The sequence below is a fragment of the Sagittula sp. S175 genome, from assembly GCF_049800975.1.
Taxonomy (GTDB): Bacteria; Pseudomonadota; Alphaproteobacteria; order Rhodobacterales; family Rhodobacteraceae; genus Sagittula.
In genome coordinates, this window is sequence record NZ_JBNAGB010000016.1 from 60,019 (window position 1) to 81,046 (window position 21,028).

A 21,028-nucleotide genomic window follows, 5' to 3' on the forward strand; every position below is an offset into this window, starting at 1 on the left:
GGGTTTCGCTTGCCTGACGGCAAGCGACCCGCGCGGGCTGCGCCCGCGCTGACCGGGGGAAGCGCTGCTTCCCCCGAACCCCCATCGCGGTATTTTCGTCAAGATGAAGGTGAAAGGTGGCTTACCAAGTCACCGTCACGGATTTCGGGCCACGGAAGGCCCAGCCGGAAAAGATGACCTCGTCAGACAGGCGCATGTCCGGGAAGGTTTCGAACAGCATCGGCAGCGCGACTTCGGACACGAGGCATTTGGAGGCCGCTGCCCCGGCGCAGAAATGCGGTCCCGCGCCAAAGGAGATGCTCTTGCCTGTGTCCCGCGTCAGGTCGAACTGATCCGGGTGGTCAAATATTTCCGGGTCGCGGTTGCCGATCCCGAACATCAGGAACACCCGGTCGCCCTTGTGGAAGGTCACGCCGTCCACTGTATCCTCGACGGCCACTTCGCGCGGGGACATGCCGATGGGCGCCATCCAGCGGGCGTATTCGTTGAACACATCCTGCCATGAGGCTTGCCCTTTCCGCACCAGTGCCAGTTGGTCTGGGCGTTGCAGCAGCGTCGCGGCACAGCCTGCGATGACGTCGCGGGGTTCGTTCTGCCCGCCTGAAATGGCCAGCTTGATGTTTGCACGCACCGTCGCCTCGGGCAGACCCGCCGCCAGCTGGACGGCCAGCAAAGACGCCTCGGGCGGGTCGCTCCACGCGGCATCGATCGCCGCGTCGATCCGGGCGGTGGCAGCGTGGCAGCGCGCCTCCACCGCCGGGTCGCCGGTGTAATTGGCGATCCCGTCCATCATGCCCTGGCTGACCGCGTCCATCTCCTGCCAAGCCAGATCGTGCAGCCCGGTGATGGCCCGCAGCGCTTCGCCGGACACGCGCATCGCGTAGTCGCACACCAGATCGGCGCCGGGCGCCAGATCCGCCAGCGCCTCGGAACAGGCGGTTTCGAATTGCGCCTTCCAGCGCTGTTGCACCGTGCGCGGCGAAAACGCCGGAAAGCAGGCCTTGCGCTCTGCCTGATGGTCCGCCCCGCCCTTGCGCATCATGTTCTCGCCCATGAGCCGCGTCATCAGGCCGCCCGGCTGACGGGACGAAAACACCTCGATCCGCTTTTCCTGCGCAAAGATCGTGTCGCGGCGACAGATCAGCGTGGCATTCAGCTCTGGCACGAAGGCAATCGGTGTCTCGGCCTGCAACCGCATCAGCTGGGGATAGGGGTCAGCCACCAGCGCGGCCACATCCAGTGAGACACGGGGCGCGTTGCTCATACCGTCACCGGCAGCGTTCCCCAGCCGCGAAAGCGCGCCAGCGGGACGCGCTGACGGGTGCCGTTCGCCGCGATTTTCGGAAAGCGCCGGACGAGGCGACCGATGGCGATCCGCCCCTCGACCCGTGCGAGCGTCGCGCCCAGGCAGACGTGAATACCGGTGATAAAGGCGATATGCCGGTTCGGTTTCCGAGCAATATCAAACATATCCGGGTTCTCGAACACCGCCGGATCGCGGTTTGCCGCCGCAATCGAGGTGTGGATATAGGTCCCCTTCGGCAACACCCCGTCGTGCAAGACGATGTCCTCCCCCGCCAGCCGGTTGCCGATCTGCAAGGGGCTGTCAAAGCGCAGCACCTCCTCGACCGCCGTGTCGATCAGGCTAGGGTCGTCCAGAAGGCGTCGGTGCTGGTCCGGATGGTCGAGGAACAGGCCGACCGCATTCCCGACCAGACTGGTCGTCGTCTCATGGCCCGCGTTCAACAGGAAGATGCAGTTCTGGATCAGTTCGTCCTGCGTCAGCCGCCGCCCCTGATGCTCGCCGAAAATGAGCGATTCCAGCACCTCGCCCTGCATCGCGCCGCCGGGATTGGCGCGGCGATGGTCGATCAAATCCCCGAGGATCTCGCCGAACTCCTCCACCGCGCGGTTGCCTTCGGCAATCCGATCCTCCGGCACCACCGGGTCCAGCGCGCCGAGGATCGCCAGGGAATAGCCCCGCAGCCGCGCGCGATACTCTTCGGGAATGCCCAGCATGAAAGAGATGATCTCCGTCGGCAGCACCTTGGCGAAATCGTCGATCAGGTCCAGCGTGCCCAAATCCTCCACCCGGTCCAGCAAGCGGTCTACGATCCCCTCGATCAACGGCTCGAACTCCGCCAGTTTTCGGGGCGTGAACGCGCCCGAGATCAGCTTGCGCACCACCGTATGATAGGGCGGATCGTTGAAGATCAGCGAGGTCGTGTGATGCTTGTGCAGCGGACACTGGCCGAATTTCTCGCCAAAGGCCTCGGTCTTGTCCGACAGCATGTCCCGCGACTGGTAAACCTTCAGGCAGTCGTCATGCCGCGTCAGATAGACCGACCCGTCCGCATTGCGAAAGATCGGTCGCTCTGCGCGCAGTTGGTGCAACAGCGGATGCGGGTTTTCGATGAACCGCGCGTCGATGCGGTTCAGATCGAACGTCGAAACGTCCAGTGGCATGGCGGTGTCCTCCCGCCGACATGGTGCGTCAGCCCTGCGCGACCCGCAACACATTTCCGACCGGGCGGTCGGGCCAAATGCAATGAAAAGGGCCGCCTCGCAAGGCAGCCCGATCCGCGCGCAACTGGAAACTTCTAAAGTTTCCGGACCGAAGTCTTTTCAAGACTTCGGGGTCACCCCAATTCGCCGGGCTTGTACCAATCGGCGATCTTGACCTCGGACACGTCGCCGACCATCTCGGCGTAGGCGGCCGGATCCTGCGTGCCGCCGTCGCGCCCACGGAAGTGATAGGGGTACACGACCTTGGGCTGGAAAGCCTTGGTCGCCTCGGCGGCCTGCTCTGTGGTCATGGTGAACGGCAGGTTCATGCACAGGAAGGCCACGTCGATGCCCTCCAGCGCTTCCATCTCCGGGGTCGGCTCGGTGTCACCGGACACGTACAGGCGGAAGCCCTCCATCGACAGGACATACCCGTTGTCGCGCCCCTCGGGGTGGAAGTTCATCCGGTCCTCGGTGGTGTTATGCGCCGGAATCGCGTCGATGGTCAGATCGCCGAAAGCCTTGCTGTCGCCGTTCGCCATGGCCTCCGCCGAGGGCTTCAGGTCCTCGTTCAGCATGTCGAAGACCGCCGGGTTGGTGTAGATCGCCACCGGCTTGTCCGTGGGCTTCAGCGCCGACAGCGTCTCGGCGTTGTAGTGATCGCCGTGCTCGTGCGTGATGAGGATCAGGTCCGGCGCAGGCAGTCCCTCGTACTCCGCCGCATCGCCCACCGGGTCGACGTAGATCACACCGACCGGGCTTTCGATCACGATGGAGGCATGATGCACCGGGTGGATCGTCACCGGCCCGAGGTCGGTCTCGAAAGCGTCGCCCATATGCGCCTCGGCGCGGGCGGCGAATGGAATGAAGGTCACGGTGCCCACTGCTGCGGCAGTGTGCAGGAAAGTCCGGCGATTGATCGTCATGGTTGCGCTCCCTGGAATATCGGTGACCCAAGGGTAATCCGGCGCCGGGTTTTGGCAAGGTGACGAATTCGTGACCGGCTGACCGTCTCAGGCCACGCTCGCAGGCGGGCTCTCGCCGTGAAGGACGCGCAGCGCCCTTTGACGACAGGCGGGGCAGACCGAGTACCGCTGCCCCCTGGCATACCCACCTCTCGGAATGCGATGCGGGTGCCAACCGCCCCCCTGCTCCACATCGAGACATTGGGAACAGACCACCGCATCAGGGGCGGCCTCCGGCACGGGCAAATGCGGCTTGCGAACCATCTGGGAATGCGTGACCCGCAAAGCCCCGTTGCCGACCGGAGCGATATCCATGACGAAGCAGCGCCATTCGGTCGGCGAGTCGCACCGGTAAGGCCAGGACAGCAGTCGCCCCTCCACGCGGGCCGTGTAAAAGGAACTGTTCATGAAGGATTGCGTGTCGAGTCCGGCAATGAAATCCATGACGGACAGGTTCAACACCGCGCGCGAGATCAATCCCGGTGCGCCACACGCCCGCGCGGCGTTGTCCCATCGTTCCGAGACGGCGCGCAGGATATTCCGGTCATCCACCAGGTACCACATCACCGACTCCCTTCGGCAAACTCAGGGACGTGCGCGTGATAGCAAAAACAGGCCGAAAAATCCAGTTCCGCAACGCAGAACGCCGCCCCGGTCCGGGACGGCGTTTAGTTGTTTCGTCAACCGTCAGAGGCGCTTAGCCGCGCTCTTCGATGATCTTCACAAGGTGCGGGATCGAACGAACCATGCCGCGGACCGAGGGAGTATCCTCCAGCTCACGCTCGCGGTGCATCTTGTTCAGGCCCAGGCCGATCAGCGTCTGACGCTGGATCTTGGGGCGACGGATCGGCGAACCGACCTGCTTCACAACGATGGTCTTGGCCATGGATTACGCCTCCTCGGAGACTGCGTCAGCGCCTTCGCGCTTCGGCAGGATGTCTGCGACCTTCTTGCCACGACGCTGGGCCACCTGACGCGGAGAAGTCTCCTTGCCCAAGCCTTCCAGAGTGGCGCGGATCATGTTGTAGGGGTTCTGCGAGCCGGTCGACTTGGCGACCACGTCGTGCACGCCCAGCATCTCGAACACTGCGCGCATCGGACCACCGGCGATGATACCGGTACCCTGCGGCGCGGTGCGCATCACAACGCGGCCTGCGCCGTGACGACCTTCGATGTCGTGGTGCAGGGTGCGGCCTTCCTTCAGCGGCACGCGCATCATCTTGCGCTTTGCCTGCTCGGTGGCCTTGCGGATGGCCTCGGGGACCTCCTTCGCCTTGCCCTTGCCGAAACCAACGCGGCCCTTCTGATCGCCAACGACGACGAGCGCGGCAAAGCCAAAGCGCTTACCGCCCTTCACGGTCTTGGACACACGGTTGATCGCGACGAGACGATCGGCGAACTCGGGCGCCTGCTCTTCGCGGTCGCGGCGGTTGCCGCGGCGGTTTTCACGTTCTGCCATGAGGCATTCCTTCAATTGTGGGTCCAAGAGACCCGTTGGTCCAATCCTGGTGCACGTCCAAAAGGACGAAAGCCCGGATCATCGAGGCAGCTATGCCTGCAAAAGCGAAGGTGCGCCGAAGCGCACCCCGCCGGTATCTTGGGTAGGGCGGGTTTGCAACCCGCCGCGCCCTTAGATCTTCAGACCGCCTTCACGCGCGGCGTCGGCGAGGGCCTTCACCTTGCCGTGGAAGAGGAAGCCACCGCGGTCAAAATACGCCTCGGTGATGCCTGCTGCCTTGGCACGCTCGGCAATCGCTGCGCCGACCTTGGTCGCTGCTTCGATGTTGTTCTTGCCGACGATACCCAGTGCCGGCTCCATCGAGGACGCGGCTGCCAGCGTGCGGCCGGCGACGTCGTCGATGAGCTGAACCGAGATGTTCTTGTTGGAGCGGTGAACCGAAAGGCGAACGCGACCTGCGTTGACCTTGCGGAGCTTGTTCCGGACGCGCATACGGCGCTTGAGGAACAACGTGCGTTTGTTGTTTGCCATATCCTGTCGTCCTTACTTCTTCTTGCCTTCCTTCTGGAAGATGTACTCGCCCTTGTAGCGAATACCCTTCCCCTTGTACGGCTCCGGGCGGCGCCAGTCGCGGATGTTCGCGGCGACCTGGCCCACCTGCTGCACGTCGTGACCTTCGATGATGATCTCGGTCGGCTTCGGCAGCGTGACGGTGATGCCTGCGGGGATCGCGAAATCCACGTCGTGCGAGTAACCCAGGTTCAGCTTGAGGGTGTTCCCTGCAAGCGCGGCACGATAACCGACACCCTGGATTTCCAGCTCTTTCTTGAAGGTGTTCTGCACGCCATGCACCAGGTTGGCGACGACGGTGCGGGACATCCCCCACTGCTGGCGTGCACGCTTCGAGTTGCCGCGCGGCATGACCGACACAGCGTTTTCCTCGACGGTGATGGTCACGTCGTCAGTGGCGGTAAAGCTCTGGGTCCCTTTCGGACCCTTCACTTCGATGGTCTGGCCGGACACCGATGCAGAGACGCCCGAGGGCAGCTCGACCGGCTTCTTACCAATACGAGACATATTCAGGCCTCCTTAGAACACGGTGCAGAGCACTTCGCCGCCAACATTGGCCGCGCGTGCGTTTGCATCCGACATCACCCCCTTGGAGGTGGAGACAATCGACACACCCAGACCCTGACGGACCTGCGGGATGTCATTGACGCTCATGTAGACGCGGCGACCGGGCTTGGAGACCCGCTTCACTTCGCGAATGACAGGAGTGCCGTCGAAGTACTTCAGGCTGATCTCGAAGGCCGGGTGGCCGTTCACGTCCGTGGTGCTTTCGTAGCCACGGATGTAGCCTTCGTCCGCGAGCACGTCGAGGACCCAGCCGCGCAGCTTGGACGCCGGGGTCGAGGTGGTCGACTTGCCGCGCATCTGAGCGTTGCGGATACGGGTGAGCATATCGCCGATAGGATCGTTCATCTTATACCCTCCCTTACCAGCTGGATTTCACGACGCCGGGCAGCTTGCCGTTCGAGCCCAGCTCGCGCAGCATGATCCGCGAAATGCGGAGCTTGCGGTAATACGCGTGGGGACGACCAGTCAGCTGGCAGCGGTTGTGCAGACGCGACGGTGCGGAGTTGCGCGGCAGGGCGGCCAGTTTCAGGCGTGCCTTGAAGCGCTCTTCCATCGACTTCGACTCGTCGACTGCGATTTCTTTCAGTTCGGCGCGCTTGGCTGCATACTTTGCCACCAGGCGCTGGCGCTTCTTTTCGCGCTCGACCATGGATTTTTTCGCCATGTTCTCTCTCCTTACGCCTTGGTGAAGGGCATGTTGAATGCAGCCAGCAGGGCTTTCGCCTGCGCGTCCGCGGTGTGCTCGCCGAATTCCTTGGCGTTGGTGGTGATGATGATGTCCATCCCCCACACTTCGTCCACCTTGTCGAACTCGATCTCCGGGAACACGATGTGTTCCTTCAGGCCCATGGCAAAGTTGCCGCGGCCATCGAAAGAGGCCTTCACACCACGGAAGTCACGGATACGCGGCATCGCGATGGTGACCAGGCGGTCAAGGAATTCGTACATGCGCACGTCACGAAGGGTGACCTTCGCGCCGATAATCATGCCCTCACGCAGGCGGAACGCCGCGTTCGACTTCTTTGCCACGGTGCCGACGGCCTGCTGGCCGGCGATCTTCGACAGTTCCTCGACGGCGTTCTTCGCCTTCTTGGAATCGCGCACGGCCTCGGTGCCGCAGCCGATGTTCAGAACGATCTTTTCCAGACGCGGGATCTGCATGTCGTTCTTGTAACCGAACTGCTCTTTCATCGCGGCCCGGATGGTCTCACGGTACTGAGACTTCAGGCGCGGGGTGTAGTTCGCGGTATCCAGCATCAGATCACGTCTCCCGTGGTCTTGGCAAACCGGACCTTCTTGTCGCCTTCCATGCGGAAGCCAACACGGGTCGCCTTGCCGTTTGCATCGACGATGGCCAAGTTCGACAGGTCGATCGGCAGCGCCTTGGGCAGACGGCCGCCCTGCGAGGTCTGCGACTGGCGGGTGTGACGGATGGCGATGTTCACGCCGTCCACGACGGCCTTGCCGGCCTTCGGGTCAACGGAAACGATCTCGCCGGTCTTGCCCTTGTCCTTGCCGGTCAGGACGATGACCTTGTCACCTTTTTTCAGCTTGGCAGCCATTACAGCACCTCCGGAGCAAGCGACACGATCTTCATCATGCCCTTGGCGCGCAGTTCACGCACGACCGGGCCGAAGATACGCGTACCGACCGGCTCACCCGAGTTGTTCAGGATCACGGCGGCGTTGCGGTCGAAACGGATTGCGGTGCCGTCTTCACGACGGACTTCCTTTGCGGTGCGCACGACGACGGCCTTGCGGACGTCACCCTTTTTCACGCGACCACGCGGAATCGCCTCCTTCACCGACACCACGATGATGTCGCCGACAGAGGCATAACGGCGGTGCGAACCGCCCAGAACCTTGATGCACTGAACTCTCCGAGCACCGGAGTTGTCAGCGACATCCAGATTGGTCTGCATCTGGATCATGTCTAGTCTCCCGACGTCCCGGACCGCTCTGCAGAGAACATTGATCCGGGGGTTTCGAATAATCTCGGGGCCGCGAATACGGCCCCGAACCTGCCCTTAGTGGGCGGCAGCTTCCTGCTTCTGAGCTTCGGCAGCGGCCGCGGCGCGGGCTGCGTTGTGCTCTTCCAGCATGGTCTCGGTCATGACTTCCCAGCGCTTGGTCTTGGACTTCGGCGCGCATTCGCGGATCATGACGGTCTGGCCGACGTTGAACTGCTCGTGCTCGTCATGAGCGCGGTACTTCTTGGACTTCTTGATCGTCTTCTGAAGAACCGGGTGCTTGAAGCGACGCACGACCTGGACGGTCACGGTCTGCTTGTTCGCGGTGGAGGTGATGACGCCTTGCAGGATACGCTTGGGCATTGTCTTACGCCTCCACAGATGCGGCCGCGCGGGCCTTTTCGTTCAGGATGGTGTTGACGCGTGCAACTTCGCGGCGCACCTGACGGATGCGGGCGGGGTTTGCGACTTCGCCGGTTGCCATCTGGAAGCGCAGGTTGAACGCTTCTTTCTTCAGTTGGACAAGCTGATCCCGGAGCTGGTCCGGGGTCTTGTCACGGAGTTCTGCGGCGCTCATATGCGCTCTCCTTTTCAATCAACATCACTGGAGGGCCCCTGCCTGCCTTGGCTGCAAGGTCACCCTGATTCCAGTGGAGTCCGTGGATGAGCGGCCCCTATACGCGCGAATCCCCAACATGGCAAGGGCCTTGCGTGGCATGGTTTGCGGGACATTTGCCCCTGCGCGCTTTCCGGCCTGCTCCCGGGAAAAGACGCCCTCCGGCGCGGGGCGTTCTGCCCATTCCCGGGAATACCGTCAAGGACACGCCGGGCCGGTGGCCACGCTCAGCCCTACGCCGCGTGCTGTGTCCGCACTTGCCATACGACAGTCGCACGGCCTTCGGGATCCACGCTTCCCGGCCCGGCGTCCAAAGGCACGACGCACGCGCGAACAAGACTCCGAAAAACGCGAAAACCGTGCTATGCTCCGGCCATGCGCTACGTCATCGCTCTTGTCCTGAGCCTGCCCGGCCTCGCCTTCGCGGACGAGGCCCCTGCCGATTGCGCCTGCATCAACCGCAACGGGGCAAAGGTGCCGCTTGGCCAACTCGCCTGCCTCACGGTCGGGGACACATCCTTTACCGCACGCTGCGCCATGTCGCAGAATGTCCTGACCTGGCGCAAGGTGGCCGACGGCTGCCTCTCCGCCACGGTCCGTCCCATCACGCCGATCCCGCGCGGTTAACCTTCCGCTGCCTTCGCCAGTTCTTCCTCGAACTGCTTGCGCAGCTTCTTGCGGATCTGCGCCGCGCGCTGCCGCTTGGCCTCCACCTCGCTCAACACCTTCAACTCCGGCACCTCGGTGGATTTCCCGGCATCATCCACGGCGACCATGGTGAAGTAACACGAGTTCGTATGCCGCACCTTGCCGGACCGGATGTCCTCCGCCTCCACCCTTATGCCGATCTCCATCGACGTGCGCCCGGCGTAGTTCACCGCCGCACGAAAGGTCACCAACTCCCCCACATTGATCGGCTCGCGGAACACCACCTGATCCACCGACAAGGTCACCGCATAACGCCCAGAGAACCGCGAGGCGCAACTGAAGGCCACCCGGTCGAGAAGGTTCAGCAAGGCGCCGCCGTGGACCTTACCACTGAAGTTCGCCATATCCGGTGTCATCAGCACCGTCATTTCCAGTTTCCGCGAGTCCATGCCCTGCCCCATCCGTTACCTTCGGATCGGGGTAACCCATTCACGCCTCCCGCAAAAGCGTCCCTTACTTCTGCAACAGCGCCAAAGCGATGCTTGCCGAAGTATAGGTCATCTGCGCCGAAACGAACATCGCCGCACCCTGGTATCCCTGCGCCGCTGCGCCCACATCATCCGCGTCGCCATCACTCTCGGCAACCTCCGTGGCCTCCTCGGCGGAGGGTGCCATCGCCACATCCCCTGACGCTGGCGCAGCCACCACAACGTCATCGGCATCCCTGTCGTTCTCGGAAACCTCCGTGGCCTCGGCAGCCCAAGCCGCCGCCGGTTCCGCCGCATCACTCGCGCGCCCCGTCACCGAAACCGCCGCAAATGTCATGGTAAAGCTGACAAAGACCGCCGAGACCACGGCGGAGTAACTGTCACCCCCGTACTCCCGACCGCGGGCGATCCGCGATGCCGCATCGCCCTGCCGTTCGCCCTCCTGGCGTTCGACCTTCGCCCGATGCCCCACGGACTCGTCCGATCGTCCACGCACCTCATGGTCATGATGATGCCGGTGGACCGGTTGCTGTGTTGCGGACGATGCCTGCATGTCTCTACCCCTTCTTGCCCCGGCAAAAGCCTGCGCGACAGGAGTAAAGACATGTCTAAGATTGCCGAACGAACCCGGCCAATTCGAACCGAATGCGGCTCAGTCGCCCCATTTGTAGTTGAACGACACCGAAACCCGCTCGTCCTCGTCCGCCATGTTCAGCGGCACCTCGTGACGCAGCCAGCTTTCCCACAGCAGGATATCGCCCACCTCGGGCTGCACGTAGATGAACGGCCGCAGCTCCTCGCGCGCATCCTTGCGCCGCGCCGGGGCCGCCATCATCATCTGCAACCGCGGGTCCTCCAGCTTCAGCGCCGACGCGCCTTCGGGCATGGCCACGTAGGTCGTACCCGAAATCACCGAGTGCGGGTGGATGTGGCTGGAATGCGTCCCGCCCGGCGGCAGGATGTTGATCCAGATGTCCTCCAGCACGATCTCCTTGTCGCCCAGATCGAAATCCAGCTCGGCGACAAACGCCTTCACATGCTGGTCTATCACCTTCACCAGGTCCGCGAAGATCGGGAAGCGCCACGGCAGATCCGTCAGCGACGCATAGGACGTGTACCCCGGATACCCTTGGGTTTCACACCATTCCTGCCCCGCCTCGTCATCCTCGGCGATGGAAAAACAGGACGCCTCCAACTCCTCTGCATCCACCTGGCCATGATCGGCCAGTCGGGCATGATAAAGCGGCGTCGCGAAGAGGTTTCTGATCTGTGCCATGCCCGCCTCATACGCCATCCCGCAACCGGAGGCGAGACCGTTTCGCATCGGGAAACCTCGCCGATTCAGGGAAAATTGACGGGTTTGCCCCACAACACTCCGCAACAGTGAGTCGCCAGGAGCAATGTCATGTCCCCCCTCATCATCCTCGGCCTGATGACCGCAGGCCTGTTCGCCATTGCCCTCAACCAGATCGACTACACCACGAACGAGGATTACGGCGACGGGTCGGGCGGGGACAGCAGCGATCCCACCGACATCGGCAGCGTGGATGAAAGCCTGACCGGCGGCGTCACCGACAGCGGCAATACCGACAATGACATCCTGACCATTGCCGCCGGCGGCACCCTCACCGGCACCGAGGGCAACGATACCATCGAAATGGACGGCCCGGCGGGCGATCCGATCAGCGTGGACGCGCTGGAAGGCAACGACCGCATCGACCTTTATGAAGAGGACGCCGTCGCCAGCGATGCCGAGTTCCTCAACCAGCAACTGGTCGGGTCGACCATCGACGGTGGCTTTGGCAACGACCGTATCGACGCAGCTACCTTCAATTCGACTGTTTCCGGAAACTACGGCAACGACACGATCACTGGCACACATGACAATTCGCTGATCGACGCGGGCGTGGGCAATGACCGGGTCGAGATCGACAGCTTCGGGGAATCCGCCACCACGGTTCTGGGCGGCGACGGGGCGGACATCATCGACGCGCGCATCAACGGGGGCACCGTGGACGGCGGCGCAGGCAATGACGTCCTGCACGCCTATTCGGGGGGGACGGCGGTCACCTCGGTCAGCGGCGGTGCGGGGATCGACTTCTTCGATATCGACGCCACGGACCTGCCCGTTGCAGCCGGCGAGGTCGGTTTCAGCGTCACCGGCGGCGCGGGCGTCGATGTCTTTCAGGTGGCTGTGAACGAGGGCGTGCAGGATACGTCGTTCTGGCTGGGTGAAAACGTCTCTGTCACGCCCGAGGGCGCGCTGCGCGTCGACACCGGCGAGATCACCGACTTCACCCCGGGCGAGGACCTGCTGGTCATCGACGGCGCGCCCGCAGCAGGCGGCATCGCGCTGTCCTCCATCGACCTCGAAGAGGTCGCGCAGGCCGACGCCATTTCGACCCAAGTGACGCTGACCTACAGCTCGACCACACCGGGGGTGCTCACGCGCGAGGTGGTCTTTACCCTGAACGGGGCCTCGGGCCTGAGCGCGACCGACATTCAGTTGATCGGCACCGATCCCGGCGTGTTGGAGTTCGTCCCCCTCCCCGAGGCCGCCGCCTGATCTTGAGGGCGCGGTCCCAGCGCCCTACAGTTTCGGCAGAGGACCCCTTGTTCGTGGCCTGCCGTGCCCAAAGACCTGACACTCCCAGAGGCCGCCGCCCTGTTGCCACAGGTACGGCGCATCTGCGTCATCGGCACCTCCGGCGGAGGCAAATCCACCCTGTCCGCTGCTCTGTCCGCCCGGCTGGACCTCCCGCATATCCCCATGGATCGCGACATCCGTTGGCTGCCCGGCTGGCAGGTCCGCCCAAAGGCCGAACAGCGGACGCGCCTGTCGGCCCTTGTCGCCACGGACCGCTGGATCATCGACGGCACCTCGGTGTCCTCGCTGGACCTGCGCCTGCCGCGCACCGATCTGGTGATCTGGATGCGCCCGACGCGCCACACCGCCCTGTGGAACCTCGTCCGTCGCGTCGCGCGCCACCACGGGCAGACGCGCCCGGATATGGCCGAAGGGTGCGCCGAACATCTGCCCGACCGCGCCTTCCTCTCCTACATCTGGCAGTTCGAGCAACGCGAAAGCCCCCGGATCACCGCGGCCCTGGCGACCCACGGGCCGACCGTCCCCCTGCTGACCCTGCGCGGCCACCGGGACACCCGCGACCTGCTGTCGAGGCTCGCCTGACCCCGACCCACCAAAGAAAAGCCCCCGGCGCATCTCTGCACCGGGGGCTTTCGATTTCCGTAGGGTGGGTTTGAAACCCACCGACCGGCTTACCAGTCTTCGCGGACCACGACGCGGGTCTTGATCGGCAGCTTCATCGCGGCCAGGCGCAGCGCCTCGCGGGCGATGTCCTCACCGACGCCGTCGATCTCGAACATCACGCGACCGGGCTTCACCTTGCAGACCCAACGGTCCACGGAACCCTTACCTTTACCCATACGAACTTCGATGGGCTTCGCGGTCACCGGGGTGTCCGGGAAGATACGGATCCAGACGCGGCCCTGACGCTTCATGTGACGCGTCATGGCACGACGTGCGGCTTCGATCTGGCGTGCGGTGACGCGCTCCGGCTCGGTGGCCTTCAGGCCGTAGGTGCCGAAGTTGAGGTCGGAACCGCCCTTCGCTTCACCCTTGATCCGGCCTTTGAAGGCCTTGCGGAACTTCGTGCGTTTCGGCTGAAGCATTGTTACCTCCGGTCGTCACGACGGCCACCGGCGCCACGGGGGGCCGGACCGTCCTGAATTTCCTGGCTCTTGCGATCGCGGGCCTGGGGATCATGCTCCATGATCTCGCCCTTGAAGATCCAGGTCTTGATGCCGATGATGCCGTAGGGGGTCGAAGCCTCCACATGGGCATAATCGATGTCGGCGCGCAGCGTGTGCAGCGGCACGCGGCCTTCACGGTACCATTCGGTACGCGCGATTTCCGCACCACCCAGACGACCCGCAACGTTCACCCGGATACCCAGGGCGCCCATGCGCATCGCGTTCTGCACGGCCCGCTTCATCGCGCGGCGGAAGGAAACGCGGCGCTCCAGCTGCTGTGCGATGGACTCGCCAACCAGCTGTGCGTCGAGTTCCGGCTTGCGCACTTCGACGATGTTCAGGTGCAGTTCAGAAGCGGTCATGCGGGCGATCTTCTTGCGAAGAACCTCGATGTCCGCGCCTTTCTTGCCGATGATCACGCCCGGACGCGCGGTGTGAATGGTCACACGGCACTTCTTGTGGGGACGCTCGATGATCACGCGGGCAATACCGGCCTGCTTGCACTCTTCGTGGATGAAGTCACGGATGCGCAGGTCTTCCAGCAGCAGGTCGCCGTAATCCTTGGTGTCCGCGTACCAACGCGAATCCCAGGTACGGTTGATCTGCAGGCGCATGCCGATCGGATTGGTCTTGTTACCCATTAGGCTTGCTCCTCGACCTGGCGCACCTTGATGGTGATTTCCGAGAACGGCTTCATGATCTTGCCGAAACGGCCGCGGGCACGGGGACGGCCACGCTTCATGATGAGGTTCTTGCCCACATAAGCTTCGGCGACGATCAGCTCGTCAACGTCCAGCCCGTGGTTGTTCTCGGCGTTGGCGATTGCGGACTGAAGGCACTTCTTCACGTCCACCGCGATCCGCTTCTTCGAGAAGGTCAGGTCCGTGAGGGCCTTGTCCACCTTCTTGCCACGGATCAGCTGAGCGACGAGGTTCAGCTTCTGCGGCGAGGTACGCAGCATGCGCAGCTTCGCCATCGCTTCGTTGTCCGCCACGCGGCGCGGATTCTTATCCTTGCTCATGGCTTACTTCCTCTTGGCTTTCTTGTCCGCCGCGTGACCGTAGTAGGTCCGGGTCGGAGCATATTCACCGAACTTCTGGCCGATCATGTCCTCGGTCACGTTGACCGGGATGTGCTTCTGGCCGTTGTACACACCAAAGGTGAGCCCAACGAAGTGCGGCAGGATGGTGGAGCGGCGCGACCAGATCTTGATGACCTCGTTCTTGCCGGAGTCCTTGGCTTTTTCGGCCTTCTTCAACACATAAGCGTCGACGAAGGGGCCTTTCCAAACAGAGCGTGCCATATGTTAGCGACCCTTCTTCTTGGCGTGACGCGAGCGGATGATGAGCTTCGACGACGCCTTCTTCGGTGCGCGGGTCTTCTTGCCCTTGGTCGGCTTGCCCCACGGCGTCACCGGGTGACGACCACCGGAGGTCCGGCCTTCACCACCACCATGGGGGTGGTCGATCGGGTTCATGACGACACCGCGGACGGACGGACGGATGCCCTTGTGGCGCATGCGACCGGCTTTACCGAAGTTCTGGTTCGAATTGTCGGGGTTCGACACCGCGCCAACCGTGGCCATGCACTCCTGGCGGACCATGCGCAGTTCGCCCGAGGACAGGCGGATCTGTGCGTAGCCACCGTCGCGGCCAACGAACTGGGCGTAGGTGCCCGCGGCGCGTGCGATCTGGCCGCCCTTGCCGGGCTTCAGCTCGATGTTGTGGACGATCGTGCCGATCGGCATGCCGGAGAACGGCATTGCGTTGCCCGGCTTGATGTCGGCCTTTTCGGAGGCCACGACCTTGTCACCGATGCCAAGACGCTGCGGTGCGAGGATGTAGGCCTGCTCGCCGTCGTCATACTGGACGAGAGCGATGAATGCAGTACGGTTCGGGTCATATTCGATGCGGACCACGATGCCGTTGACATCGAATTTGTTCCGCTTGAAGTCCACGATCCGGTAGAGACGCTTTGCGCCACCGCCACGACGGCGGGAGGTGATACGTCCGGTGTTGTTCCGGCCGCCCGACTTCGTCAGACCCTCGGTGAGGGCCTTGACGGGGCGTCCTTTGTACAGCTCCGAACGGTCGATCAGCACCAGCCCGCGCTGGCCCGGCGTCGTCGGCTTGTACGACTTGAGTGCCATGCTTTCTGTCTTCCGTAAGCTAGCACCCCCTTGCGGGGGTTATGTAGGGTGGGTTTGCAACCCACCTCTGGGAAAGGCCCCTCGACCGATCGGTCCGCAGGTGCCCGGTGATGTAGGCCCCCGAAGGTGCCCGGTCATGCAGGGTTTTCACCCCGATTCGTTTCCGCATCACGCAAAAGCGAAGCCCCGGACGAATCCGGGGCCGTAGCGGATGGCGGCTTCTAGCAATGTCGCAGGGTCATGTCCATAGGAACTTCGCAACAGCTTCTGAGCCAATTTCTATTGACTGAATTGGATGTCGGCATTCCAGCCTTGGAGGTCCAAAAGTCGGGCGACCTCATCCTGAAAGTTGCGAGCCGCACCGAGAAAGGCTTCGGTGCGATCTCCCGTCTCCGCAGCTGGCAACATCTTATTGCCATGCGCCACGTTGTTTCGGAGTTGCGCGTAGTTCTTCAACGTTTGCAGCCAGCTTTGTTCCGCGGCGGAGAAATCGTGCCGTGCACTCCAACCTAATTGGCCCTCAACGCGAACCAACCAGCTCGGTGAATGCTCGGCCAAGAATCCGAACACTTTTGAATTTGCGTAGCCAACCGAAAACGGCTGCGCCGCTTCCAGCGCCTCGCTGACCGGTTCTACATCGTAGCCAACAACTTTCGTCGGATCTCCACGTGCCGTCCGCGCGAAACGCTGACAGTCACGCTGGACGATCGCGAACTCCAGCTTTGAGGCTCTCATCATGAAGCCTGCGATATCCTCTTCGGTGGGAACCTGCATGTGATCTCCGTGTAAATCCCAATGATGGTTTCGGGGAGGCCTTGATTTCATCAATTGCCGTAGAAGTAACTTTCTGCCAGGCCTACACGTCGCGAGCCTCAGTTAAGCACGTCTGTCCTCCGAACTTTCACCTCAACCGTGCCAACACGGCCCGCCAATTCTGGCGACCGCCCAAGACCCGGATCACTTCCAGCGCGTCACCCTTTACGTGATATACGACGACGTGCTCGCCGCTTGGATGCACCCTGACGGGCGGGCGGAACTCAGGGCGCTCGCGGGCTATCTCCGGCATGGCGCGCAGTGTCTCGAAGGTGGTGGCTAGCCCATCGACATAACGCTCGGCCTGATGCTCCGACCACAGGTCTGCCGTGTAGCGCCAGATATCTTCCAGATCGCCCAAGGCCGCCGGAGTCAGACGGACCTCGGACAGCTCAGCCGCCACGCATGCGCGCCCGGAAGGCGTCCTTGTCGAAGACTTCCGAAGGGCCACTGTCCAGACCGTCGTCGATGGCTGCCTGAAGCGTCGCCACAGCCTCCGCGCGATCCTGATCCTGCCGGATCAGGTGACGGACATAGTCCGACGTATTGGCAAAACGCCCATCCTTCAGACGGGCCTCTATCCAATCCTTCATCGGGTCCGGGAGTGATACATTCATCGTGGCCATGCCTGACGATACCACCAATGGCAAAGCTTGCCAAACTCAGAAATTCCCTCAACCTCACACATCCGTGTTCCGGCAACACCCAACGTCATGCCCTCACCCGGGGCCCCACGGGCCAAACCTGTCCAAAACACTCCGAATCCCCCAAAACACCCGTTAACCCCAATTACCAACCGGCCGGAAACCCCCGCCGAACCGGCCGGGACTCGGTATAATTTCCGGTTAACGCGGCCAGGTGAACGTGGGGCCCGCTGCCTTAACCTCCTGCGCCGCAAGGGTCTCCCCGGTCCGTTAATCCTCCGAATCCCGGCATTCCCTAACGAAAAAGGCCCCCGCGTTAAGCGAGGGCCTAATGATCGTTTACCCGTAGGGTGGGTTTTCAACCCACCTTCAGAGGCCGGTCGACACGTCGATGGTGTTGCCCTCTTCGAGCATCACGTAGGCCTTCTTCACGTCCCGGCGCTTGCCGATCTTGCCACGGAAACGCTTCACCTTGCCCTTGGTGATGGTCGTGTTCACGGCCTTCACCTTGACACCAAAGAGCGCCTCGACGGCGGCCTTGATGGCGGGCTTGTTTGCGTCGATGGCCACTTCAAAGACAACCGCGCCGTTCTCGGACGCCATGGTGGTCTTTTCGGTGATGATCGGCTTGCGGATCACGTCGTACTGAGCTGCAGTCGCGGTCATTTCAGTCGTGCCTCCAGTGCTTCGACGCCCGCCTTCGTGATCACCAGGGTGTCACGCTTGAGGATGTCATAAACGTTGGCACCGATGGTCGGCAGAACGTCCAGACCTTCGATGTTGCGCGCTGCCTTGGCGAAGTTCTCGTTCACCTCGGCACCGTCGATGATCAGCGCGCGCTTCCAGCCCAGCTTCGACACTTGGGCCGCCAGGGCCTTGGTCTTGGCTGCGCCGTCGATGGAATCGATCACGATCAGGGCGCCGTTGCGGGCCTTGTCGGACAGAGCCATCTTCAGGCCGAGTGCGCGGACCTTCTTGGGCAGGTCATGAGCGTGCGACCGCACGACCGGACCCTTGTAGATGCCACCCTTGCGGAAGATCGGCGCCTTGCGGGAGCCGTGGCGTGCGCCACCGGTGCCCTTCTGGCGGTAGATCTTCTTGGTCGAGTAAGACACTTCCGAGCGACCCTTGGTCTTGTGGGTGCCCTGCTGTGCCTTGTTGCGCTGCCAGCGCACCACGCGGTGCAGGATGTCAGCGCGCGGCTCAAGACCGAACAGGGCCTCGTCCAGCTCGACTTCGCCAGCGGAACCGCCATCGAGGTTGATTACATTGAGTTTCATGCCTCGGTTCCTTCTTCAGCGGTTGCCGCTTCAGCCGGAGCCGCGTTCGAACGCAGCGCGGCGGGCAGAACCAGGTTGTCCGGGGTCGGCTTCTTCACGGCGTCCTTGACGGTCACCCACGAGCCCTTCGGACCCGGGACGGCGCCCTTGATCATGATGACACCACGATCAGAGTCGGTGCGCACGACCTGCAGGTTCTGCGTGGTGACACGCACGGAACCCATGTGGCCGGCCATCTTCTTGCCCTTGAACACCTTGCCGGGGTTCTGACACTGACCGGTCGAACCGTGCGAACGGTGCGAGATGGACACGCCGTGCGAGGCACGCAGACCGCCGAAGTTGTGACGCTTCATGCCGCCGGCAAAGCCTTTACCGATGGTGATGCCGGAGACGTCCACGAACTGACCGTCGAGGTAGTGACCGGCAACGATCTCTGCACCGACTTCGATCAGGTTCTCGGGCGCCACGCGGAATTCCACAACCTTACGCTTCGGCTCGACACCGGCCTTGGCGAAGTGGCCACGCATTGCCTGCGAGGTACGCTTTGCCTTGGCAGCGCCACAGCCCAGCTGGACAGCGGTGTAACCGTTGGTTTCCTCAGTGCGCTGAGCAACCACCTGAAGGGTGTCGAGCTGCAGCACGGTTACGGGGATCTGCTTGCCGTCTTCCATGAAGAGACGGGTCATGCCGATCTTCTTGGCGATAACACCAGTACGCATGTGACCCCCTTATACCTTGATCTCGACGTCCACGCCGGCGGCGAGGTCGAGCTTCATCAGGGCGTCCACGGTCTGCGGGGTCGGGTCGACGATGTCCAGCAGGCGCTTGTGGGTACGGATCTCGAACTGGTCACGAGACTTCTTGTTCACGTGCGGGCCACGCAGAACGGTGAATTTCTCGATCTTGTTGGGCAGCGGGATCGGCCCGCGGACCTGGGCTCCGGTGCGCTTGGCGGTGTTGACGATCTCCTGGGTGGAGGCGTCCAGCACGCGATAGTCAAACGCTTTGAGCCGGATACGGATGTTCTGGTTCATCGAACAGTCCTATTTTGGCATTGAGGTTGAGAGGAGGATACGCGACCACCGCGCACCCTCGTCGAACCTAAAAGGCGGGGAATCACCCCGCCCTCCACGGCACGTTGGCCGTTGCGCGCGTATAGGCGGTTTGGAACGGTGGGGCAAGTGTTTGTTAGGCGATTGGCGGGATAGTCGGAGCCGCAGCCCACAACCCGTTAACGACCGCGCATCTTCTGCCCTGGCCAATACCCAAGACGCCCCCTAGCCCGGACCTCCCTGCCACCAAACCGCTCGGCGCTCGGCCAATGGAAAAGGGCGCCCCCGGTCGGAGGCGCCCTTCGTTTTTTGGTCCGAAGGTGGGTTACAAACCCACCCTACGGCTTACGCCAGGATCTTGGACACGACGCCCGAGCCGACGGTGCGGCCGCCTTCGCGGATTGCGAAGCGCAGGCCGTCTTCCATGGCGATCGGTGCGATCAGTTCAACGTTGAACTTCAGGTTGTCGCCCGGCATCACCATCTCGGTGCCCTCGGGCAGCTCAACCGTGCCGGTCACGTCGGTCGTGCGGAAGTAGAACTGCGGACGGTAGTTCTTGAAGAACGGCGTGTGACGGCCGCCTTCTTCCTTGGTCAGGATGTAGACCTCGCACTCGAACTTGGTGTGCGGCTTCACCGAACCCGGCTTGCACAGCACCTGGCCACGCTCGACCGCGTCACGGTCGATACCACGCAGCAGCGCGCCGATGTTGTCGCCGGCTTCCCCGCGGTCCAGCAGCTTGCGGAACATTTCCACGCCGGTGCAGGTCGTCTTGGTGGTGTCCTTGATGCCGACGATTTCCAGTTCGTCACCAACGTTCACCACGCCACGCTCGACACGCCCCGTAACAACCGTACCACGACCCGAGATCGAGAACACGTCTTCGATCGGCATCAGGAACGGCTGGTCGGTGGCGCGCGGCGGCTGCGGAATGTACTCGTCCACGGCGGCCATCAGTTCGCGGATCTTGTTCTCGCCGATTTCCGGGTCGCGGCCTTCCATTGCGGCCAGAGCCGAGCCTGCGATGATCGGAATGTCGTCGCCCGGGAAGTCGTAGGTCGACAGCAGTTCGCGGATTTCCATCTCGACGAGCTCGAGGAGCTCTTCGTCGTCGACCTGGTCAACCTTGTTCATGAACACGACCATGGCGGGGATACCCACCTGGCGGCCCAGCAGGATGTGCTCGCGCGTCTGCGGCATCGGGCCGTCAGCGGCGTTCACCACCAGGATCGCGCCGTCCATCTGCGCCGCACCGGTGATCATGTTCTTCACGTAGTCGGCGTGGCCGGGGCAGTCGACGTGCGCGTAGTGGCGCGCTTCGGTCTCGTATTCCACGTGCGCGGTCGAGATCGTGATACCACGGGCCTTCTCTTCCGGCGCGCCGTCGATCTGGTCGTAGGCCTTGAATTCGCCGAAGTACTTGGTGATTGCAGCCGTCAGCGTCGTCTTGCCGTGGTCAACGTGACCGATCGTGCCGATGTTGCAGTGCGGCTTGCTGCGTTCAAACTTACCTTTTGCCATGATGGCCT

The 21,028-nt window shown here is 62.8% G+C and carries 33 protein-coding genes and 1 pseudogene; 3 read left to right on the top strand and 31 right to left on the bottom strand.

Features of this window, described 5'->3' with window-relative positions:
* Window positions 1-121 precede the first annotated feature (121 nt).
* The 15 genes and pseudogenes from ACP16H_RS18245 to rpmC form a co-directional block, all read right to left on the bottom strand.
* Window positions 122-1,264, bottom strand: coding sequence for a cytochrome P450 (locus ACP16H_RS18245; protein WP_425073688.1), 1,143 nt, complete (start codon window positions 1,262-1,264; stop codon window positions 122-124).
* Entirely contained in the window at window positions 1,261-2,466 is a 1,206-nt protein-coding gene (locus ACP16H_RS18250; protein WP_425073689.1) for a cytochrome P450, read from the bottom strand. Before ACP16H_RS18250 ends, ACP16H_RS18245 begins: the two co-directional genes overlap by 4 nt.
* A gap of 173 nt (window positions 2,467-2,639) precedes the next feature.
* Entirely contained in the window at window positions 2,640-3,431 is a 792-nt protein-coding gene (locus ACP16H_RS18255; RefSeq protein WP_425073690.1) for an MBL fold metallo-hydrolase, read from the bottom strand.
* 87 nt (window positions 3,432-3,518) lie between these two features.
* Window positions 3,519-4,034 (bottom strand): hypothetical protein, encoded by a 516-nt coding sequence (locus ACP16H_RS18260; RefSeq protein WP_425073691.1) that lies wholly within the window; start codon window positions 4,032-4,034, stop codon window positions 3,519-3,521.
* 133 nt (window positions 4,035-4,167) lie between these two features.
* Window positions 4,168-4,356 carry a 50S ribosomal protein L30 gene (rpmD, locus tag ACP16H_RS18265; protein WP_425073692.1) on the bottom strand — a complete coding sequence of 63 codons (189 nt, stop codon included), beginning with the start codon at window positions 4,354-4,356 and terminating at the stop codon, window positions 4,168-4,170.
* Window positions 4,357-4,359: 3 nt separating this feature from the next.
* On the bottom strand, window positions 4,360-4,929 hold the full coding sequence (gene rpsE, locus ACP16H_RS18270; RefSeq protein ID WP_425073693.1) for a 30S ribosomal protein S5: 570 nt from the start codon (window positions 4,927-4,929) through the stop codon (window positions 4,360-4,362).
* Window positions 4,930-5,100: 171 nt separating this feature from the next.
* Window positions 5,101-5,460, bottom strand: coding sequence for a 50S ribosomal protein L18 (rplR, locus tag ACP16H_RS18275; RefSeq protein WP_425073694.1), 360 nt, complete (start codon window positions 5,458-5,460; stop codon window positions 5,101-5,103).
* 12 nt (window positions 5,461-5,472) lie between these two features.
* Window positions 5,473-6,006 carry a 50S ribosomal protein L6 gene (rplF, locus tag ACP16H_RS18280; protein ID WP_425073695.1) on the bottom strand — a complete coding sequence of 178 codons (534 nt, stop codon included), beginning with the start codon at window positions 6,004-6,006 and terminating at the stop codon, window positions 5,473-5,475.
* A gap of 12 nt (window positions 6,007-6,018) precedes the next feature.
* Window positions 6,019-6,411 carry a 30S ribosomal protein S8 gene (rpsH, locus tag ACP16H_RS18285; RefSeq protein ID WP_425073696.1) on the bottom strand — a complete coding sequence of 131 codons (393 nt, stop codon included), beginning with the start codon at window positions 6,409-6,411 and terminating at the stop codon, window positions 6,019-6,021.
* Between the two features lie 13 nt (window positions 6,412-6,424).
* Complete coding sequence (rpsN, locus tag ACP16H_RS18290) at window positions 6,425-6,730, bottom strand: 30S ribosomal protein S14 (protein ID WP_425073697.1); 306 nt, start codon at window positions 6,728-6,730, stop codon at window positions 6,425-6,427.
* Window positions 6,731-6,741: 11 nt separating this feature from the next.
* Entirely contained in the window at window positions 6,742-7,323 is a 582-nt protein-coding gene (gene rplE, locus ACP16H_RS18295) for a 50S ribosomal protein L5 (protein ID WP_425073698.1), read from the bottom strand.
* Window positions 7,323-7,628: a 50S ribosomal protein L24 gene (rplX, locus tag ACP16H_RS18300; protein ID WP_425073699.1), complete on the bottom strand. Its 306-nt coding sequence runs from the start codon at window positions 7,626-7,628 to the stop codon at window positions 7,323-7,325. Before rplX ends, rplE begins: the two co-directional genes overlap by 1 nt.
* Entirely contained in the window at window positions 7,628-7,996 is a 369-nt protein-coding gene (gene rplN, locus ACP16H_RS18305; RefSeq protein ID WP_425073700.1) for a 50S ribosomal protein L14, read from the bottom strand. The genes rplX and rplN overlap by 1 nt, the downstream gene beginning before the upstream one ends.
* Before the next feature lie 180 nt (window positions 7,997-8,176).
* Window positions 8,177-8,398: pseudogene (gene rpsQ / locus ACP16H_RS18310) on the bottom strand (30S ribosomal protein S17); the annotation flags it as partial.
* A gap of 4 nt (window positions 8,399-8,402) precedes the next feature.
* On the bottom strand, window positions 8,403-8,612 hold the full coding sequence (rpmC, locus tag ACP16H_RS18315; RefSeq protein WP_425073701.1) for a 50S ribosomal protein L29: 210 nt from the start codon (window positions 8,610-8,612) through the stop codon (window positions 8,403-8,405).
* 414 nt (window positions 8,613-9,026) lie between these two features.
* On the opposite strand from rpmC, the gene ACP16H_RS18320 reads away from it, so the two are divergent.
* Window positions 9,027-9,278, top strand: a complete 252-nt coding sequence (locus tag ACP16H_RS18320) for a hypothetical protein (RefSeq protein ID WP_425073702.1) — start codon at window positions 9,027-9,029, stop codon at window positions 9,276-9,278.
* On the opposite strand, the gene ACP16H_RS18325 is transcribed toward ACP16H_RS18320, so the two are convergent.
* The 3 genes from ACP16H_RS18325 to ACP16H_RS18335 form a co-directional block, all read right to left on the bottom strand.
* Window positions 9,275-9,748, bottom strand: coding sequence for an acyl-CoA thioesterase (locus tag ACP16H_RS18325; RefSeq protein ID WP_425073703.1), 474 nt, complete (start codon window positions 9,746-9,748; stop codon window positions 9,275-9,277). The two genes, ACP16H_RS18320 and ACP16H_RS18325, sit on opposite strands and share 4 nt — an antisense overlap.
* Before the next feature lie 64 nt (window positions 9,749-9,812).
* Entirely contained in the window at window positions 9,813-10,340 is a 528-nt protein-coding gene (locus ACP16H_RS18330) for a hypothetical protein (RefSeq protein ID WP_425073704.1), read from the bottom strand.
* Between the two features lie 99 nt (window positions 10,341-10,439).
* Complete coding sequence (locus ACP16H_RS18335; protein WP_425073705.1) at window positions 10,440-11,063, bottom strand: TIGR02466 family protein; 624 nt, start codon at window positions 11,061-11,063, stop codon at window positions 10,440-10,442.
* Window positions 11,064-11,192: 129 nt separating this feature from the next.
* Between ACP16H_RS18335 and ACP16H_RS18340 the strand changes: the two genes are divergently transcribed.
* Together ACP16H_RS18340 and ACP16H_RS18345 are read left to right on the top strand one after the other, a co-directional pair.
* On the top strand, window positions 11,193-12,353 hold the full coding sequence (locus ACP16H_RS18340) for a calcium-binding protein (RefSeq protein WP_425073706.1): 1,161 nt from the start codon (window positions 11,193-11,195) through the stop codon (window positions 12,351-12,353).
* 63 nt (window positions 12,354-12,416) lie between these two features.
* Window positions 12,417-12,977: a hypothetical protein gene (locus tag ACP16H_RS18345; RefSeq protein ID WP_425073707.1), complete on the top strand. Its 561-nt coding sequence runs from the start codon at window positions 12,417-12,419 to the stop codon at window positions 12,975-12,977.
* 89 nt (window positions 12,978-13,066) lie between these two features.
* Here the strand turns inward: ACP16H_RS18345 and rplP are convergent, their stop codons facing one another.
* From rplP to tuf, 13 genes are all read right to left on the bottom strand, one after another.
* Window positions 13,067-13,480: a 50S ribosomal protein L16 gene (gene rplP / locus ACP16H_RS18350; RefSeq protein ID WP_425073708.1), complete on the bottom strand. Its 414-nt coding sequence runs from the start codon at window positions 13,478-13,480 to the stop codon at window positions 13,067-13,069.
* A 2-nt stretch (window positions 13,481-13,482) separates the two neighbouring features.
* A complete protein-coding gene (gene rpsC / locus ACP16H_RS18355; protein WP_425073709.1) occupies window positions 13,483-14,202 on the bottom strand; it encodes a 30S ribosomal protein S3 in 720 nt (239 codons plus the stop codon).
* A complete protein-coding gene (gene rplV, locus ACP16H_RS18360; RefSeq protein WP_425073710.1) occupies window positions 14,202-14,582 on the bottom strand; it encodes a 50S ribosomal protein L22 in 381 nt (126 codons plus the stop codon). Before rplV ends, rpsC begins: the two co-directional genes overlap by 1 nt.
* Before the next feature lie 3 nt (window positions 14,583-14,585).
* Window positions 14,586-14,864 carry a 30S ribosomal protein S19 gene (rpsS, locus tag ACP16H_RS18365; protein ID WP_425073711.1) on the bottom strand — a complete coding sequence of 93 codons (279 nt, stop codon included), beginning with the start codon at window positions 14,862-14,864 and terminating at the stop codon, window positions 14,586-14,588.
* Window positions 14,865-14,867: 3 nt separating this feature from the next.
* Window positions 14,868-15,710 (bottom strand): 50S ribosomal protein L2, encoded by an 843-nt coding sequence (gene rplB, locus ACP16H_RS18370; RefSeq protein ID WP_425073712.1) that lies wholly within the window; start codon window positions 15,708-15,710, stop codon window positions 14,868-14,870.
* Between the two features lie 279 nt (window positions 15,711-15,989).
* Window positions 15,990-16,484: a hypothetical protein gene (locus tag ACP16H_RS18375; protein ID WP_425073713.1), complete on the bottom strand. Its 495-nt coding sequence runs from the start codon at window positions 16,482-16,484 to the stop codon at window positions 15,990-15,992.
* A gap of 127 nt (window positions 16,485-16,611) precedes the next feature.
* The gene (locus ACP16H_RS18380; protein ID WP_425073714.1) at window positions 16,612-16,926 is read right to left on the bottom strand and encodes a type II toxin-antitoxin system RelE/ParE family toxin; all 315 of its coding nucleotides are present in this window, start codon (window positions 16,924-16,926) and stop codon (window positions 16,612-16,614) included.
* The gene (locus ACP16H_RS18385; protein WP_425073715.1) at window positions 16,916-17,140 is read right to left on the bottom strand and encodes a type II toxin-antitoxin system ParD family antitoxin; all 225 of its coding nucleotides are present in this window, start codon (window positions 17,138-17,140) and stop codon (window positions 16,916-16,918) included. The genes ACP16H_RS18380 and ACP16H_RS18385 overlap by 11 nt, the downstream gene beginning before the upstream one ends.
* A gap of 396 nt (window positions 17,141-17,536) precedes the next feature.
* Window positions 17,537-17,833: a 50S ribosomal protein L23 gene (locus ACP16H_RS18390; protein WP_425073716.1), complete on the bottom strand. Its 297-nt coding sequence runs from the start codon at window positions 17,831-17,833 to the stop codon at window positions 17,537-17,539.
* Window positions 17,830-18,447: a 50S ribosomal protein L4 gene (gene rplD, locus ACP16H_RS18395; RefSeq protein ID WP_425073717.1), complete on the bottom strand. Its 618-nt coding sequence runs from the start codon at window positions 18,445-18,447 to the stop codon at window positions 17,830-17,832. The genes ACP16H_RS18390 and rplD overlap by 4 nt, the downstream gene beginning before the upstream one ends.
* Window positions 18,444-19,166: a 50S ribosomal protein L3 gene (gene rplC, locus ACP16H_RS18400; RefSeq protein ID WP_425073718.1), complete on the bottom strand. Its 723-nt coding sequence runs from the start codon at window positions 19,164-19,166 to the stop codon at window positions 18,444-18,446. Before rplC ends, rplD begins: the two co-directional genes overlap by 4 nt.
* A 9-nt stretch (window positions 19,167-19,175) precedes the next feature.
* A complete protein-coding gene (rpsJ, locus tag ACP16H_RS18405; RefSeq protein ID WP_017467315.1) occupies window positions 19,176-19,481 on the bottom strand; it encodes a 30S ribosomal protein S10 in 306 nt (101 codons plus the stop codon).
* A gap of 363 nt (window positions 19,482-19,844) precedes the next feature.
* Window positions 19,845-21,020 (bottom strand): elongation factor Tu, encoded by a 1,176-nt coding sequence (tuf, locus tag ACP16H_RS18410; RefSeq protein WP_425073719.1) that lies wholly within the window; start codon window positions 21,018-21,020, stop codon window positions 19,845-19,847.
* Between the last annotated feature and the right edge of the window lie 8 nt (window positions 21,021-21,028).

Bases quoted from the DNA above. Each gene is read 5' to 3' on its own strand.
- rplC (WP_425073718.1), bottom strand. From the start codon at position 19,166: ATGCGTACTGGTGTTATCGCCAAGAAGATCGGCATGACCCGTCTCTTC.
- rplD (WP_425073717.1), bottom strand. From the start codon at position 18,447: ATGAAACTCAATGTAATCAACCTCGATGGCGGTTCCGCTGGCGAAGTC.
- rplB (WP_425073712.1), bottom strand. From the start codon at position 15,710: ATGGCACTCAAGTCGTACAAGCCGACGACGCCGGGCCAGCGCGGGCTG.
- rpsJ (WP_017467315.1), bottom strand. From the start codon at position 19,481: ATGAACCAGAACATCCGTATCCGGCTCAAAGCGTTTGACTATCGCGTG.
- rplE (WP_425073698.1), bottom strand. From the start codon at position 7,323: ATGCTGGATACCGCGAACTACACCCCGCGCCTGAAGTCTCAGTACCGT.
- rpmC (WP_425073701.1), bottom strand. From the start codon at position 8,612: ATGAGCGCCGCAGAACTCCGTGACAAGACCCCGGACCAGCTCCGGGAT.
- ACP16H_RS18245 (WP_425073688.1), bottom strand. From the start codon at position 1,264: ATGAGCAACGCGCCCCGTGTCTCACTGGATGTGGCCGCGCTGGTGGCT.
- ACP16H_RS18260 (WP_425073691.1), bottom strand. From the start codon at position 4,034: ATGTGGTACCTGGTGGATGACCGGAATATCCTGCGCGCCGTCTCGGAA.
- rpsC (WP_425073709.1), bottom strand. From the start codon at position 14,202: ATGGGTAACAAGACCAATCCGATCGGCATGCGCCTGCAGATCAACCGT.
- rplF (WP_425073695.1), bottom strand. From the start codon at position 6,006: ATGTCTCGTATTGGTAAGAAGCCGGTCGAGCTGCCCTCGGGCGTCTCT.
- rplX (WP_425073699.1), bottom strand. From the start codon at position 7,628: ATGGCTGCCAAGCTGAAAAAAGGTGACAAGGTCATCGTCCTGACCGGC.
- rplV (WP_425073710.1), bottom strand. From the start codon at position 14,582: ATGAGCAAGGATAAGAATCCGCGCCGCGTGGCGGACAACGAAGCGATG.
- ACP16H_RS18255 (WP_425073690.1), bottom strand. From the start codon at position 3,431: ATGACGATCAATCGCCGGACTTTCCTGCACACTGCCGCAGCAGTGGGC.
- ACP16H_RS18325 (WP_425073703.1), bottom strand. From the start codon at position 9,748: ATGGACTCGCGGAAACTGGAAATGACGGTGCTGATGACACCGGATATG.
- rplP (WP_425073708.1), bottom strand. From the start codon at position 13,480: ATGCTTCAGCCGAAACGCACGAAGTTCCGCAAGGCCTTCAAAGGCCGG.
- ACP16H_RS18340 (WP_425073706.1), top strand. From the start codon at position 11,193: ATGTCCCCCCTCATCATCCTCGGCCTGATGACCGCAGGCCTGTTCGCC.
- ACP16H_RS18390 (WP_425073716.1), bottom strand. From the start codon at position 17,833: ATGACCGCGACTGCAGCTCAGTACGACGTGATCCGCAAGCCGATCATC.
- ACP16H_RS18385 (WP_425073715.1), bottom strand. From the start codon at position 17,140: ATGAATGTATCACTCCCGGACCCGATGAAGGATTGGATAGAGGCCCGT.
- rpmD (WP_425073692.1), bottom strand. From the start codon at position 4,356: ATGGCCAAGACCATCGTTGTGAAGCAGGTCGGTTCGCCGATCCGTCGC.
- rplR (WP_425073694.1), bottom strand. From the start codon at position 5,460: ATGGCAAACAACAAACGCACGTTGTTCCTCAAGCGCCGTATGCGCGTC.
- ACP16H_RS18375 (WP_425073713.1), bottom strand. From the start codon at position 16,484: ATGCAGGTTCCCACCGAAGAGGATATCGCAGGCTTCATGATGAGAGCC.
- ACP16H_RS18320 (WP_425073702.1), top strand. From the start codon at position 9,027: ATGCGCTACGTCATCGCTCTTGTCCTGAGCCTGCCCGGCCTCGCCTTC.
- tuf (WP_425073719.1), bottom strand. From the start codon at position 21,020: ATGGCAAAAGGTAAGTTTGAACGCAGCAAGCCGCACTGCAACATCGGC.
- rplN (WP_425073700.1), bottom strand. From the start codon at position 7,996: ATGATCCAGATGCAGACCAATCTGGATGTCGCTGACAACTCCGGTGCT.
- ACP16H_RS18250 (WP_425073689.1), bottom strand. From the start codon at position 2,466: ATGCCACTGGACGTTTCGACGTTCGATCTGAACCGCATCGACGCGCGG.
- rpsH (WP_425073696.1), bottom strand. From the start codon at position 6,411: ATGAACGATCCTATCGGCGATATGCTCACCCGTATCCGCAACGCTCAG.
- ACP16H_RS18335 (WP_425073705.1), bottom strand. From the start codon at position 11,063: ATGGCACAGATCAGAAACCTCTTCGCGACGCCGCTTTATCATGCCCGA.
- ACP16H_RS18330 (WP_425073704.1), bottom strand. From the start codon at position 10,340: ATGCAGGCATCGTCCGCAACACAGCAACCGGTCCACCGGCATCATCAT.
- rpsE (WP_425073693.1), bottom strand. From the start codon at position 4,929: ATGGCAGAACGTGAAAACCGCCGCGGCAACCGCCGCGACCGCGAAGAG.
- rpsS (WP_425073711.1), bottom strand. From the start codon at position 14,864: ATGGCACGCTCTGTTTGGAAAGGCCCCTTCGTCGACGCTTATGTGTTG.
- rpsN (WP_425073697.1), bottom strand. From the start codon at position 6,730: ATGGCGAAAAAATCCATGGTCGAGCGCGAAAAGAAGCGCCAGCGCCTG.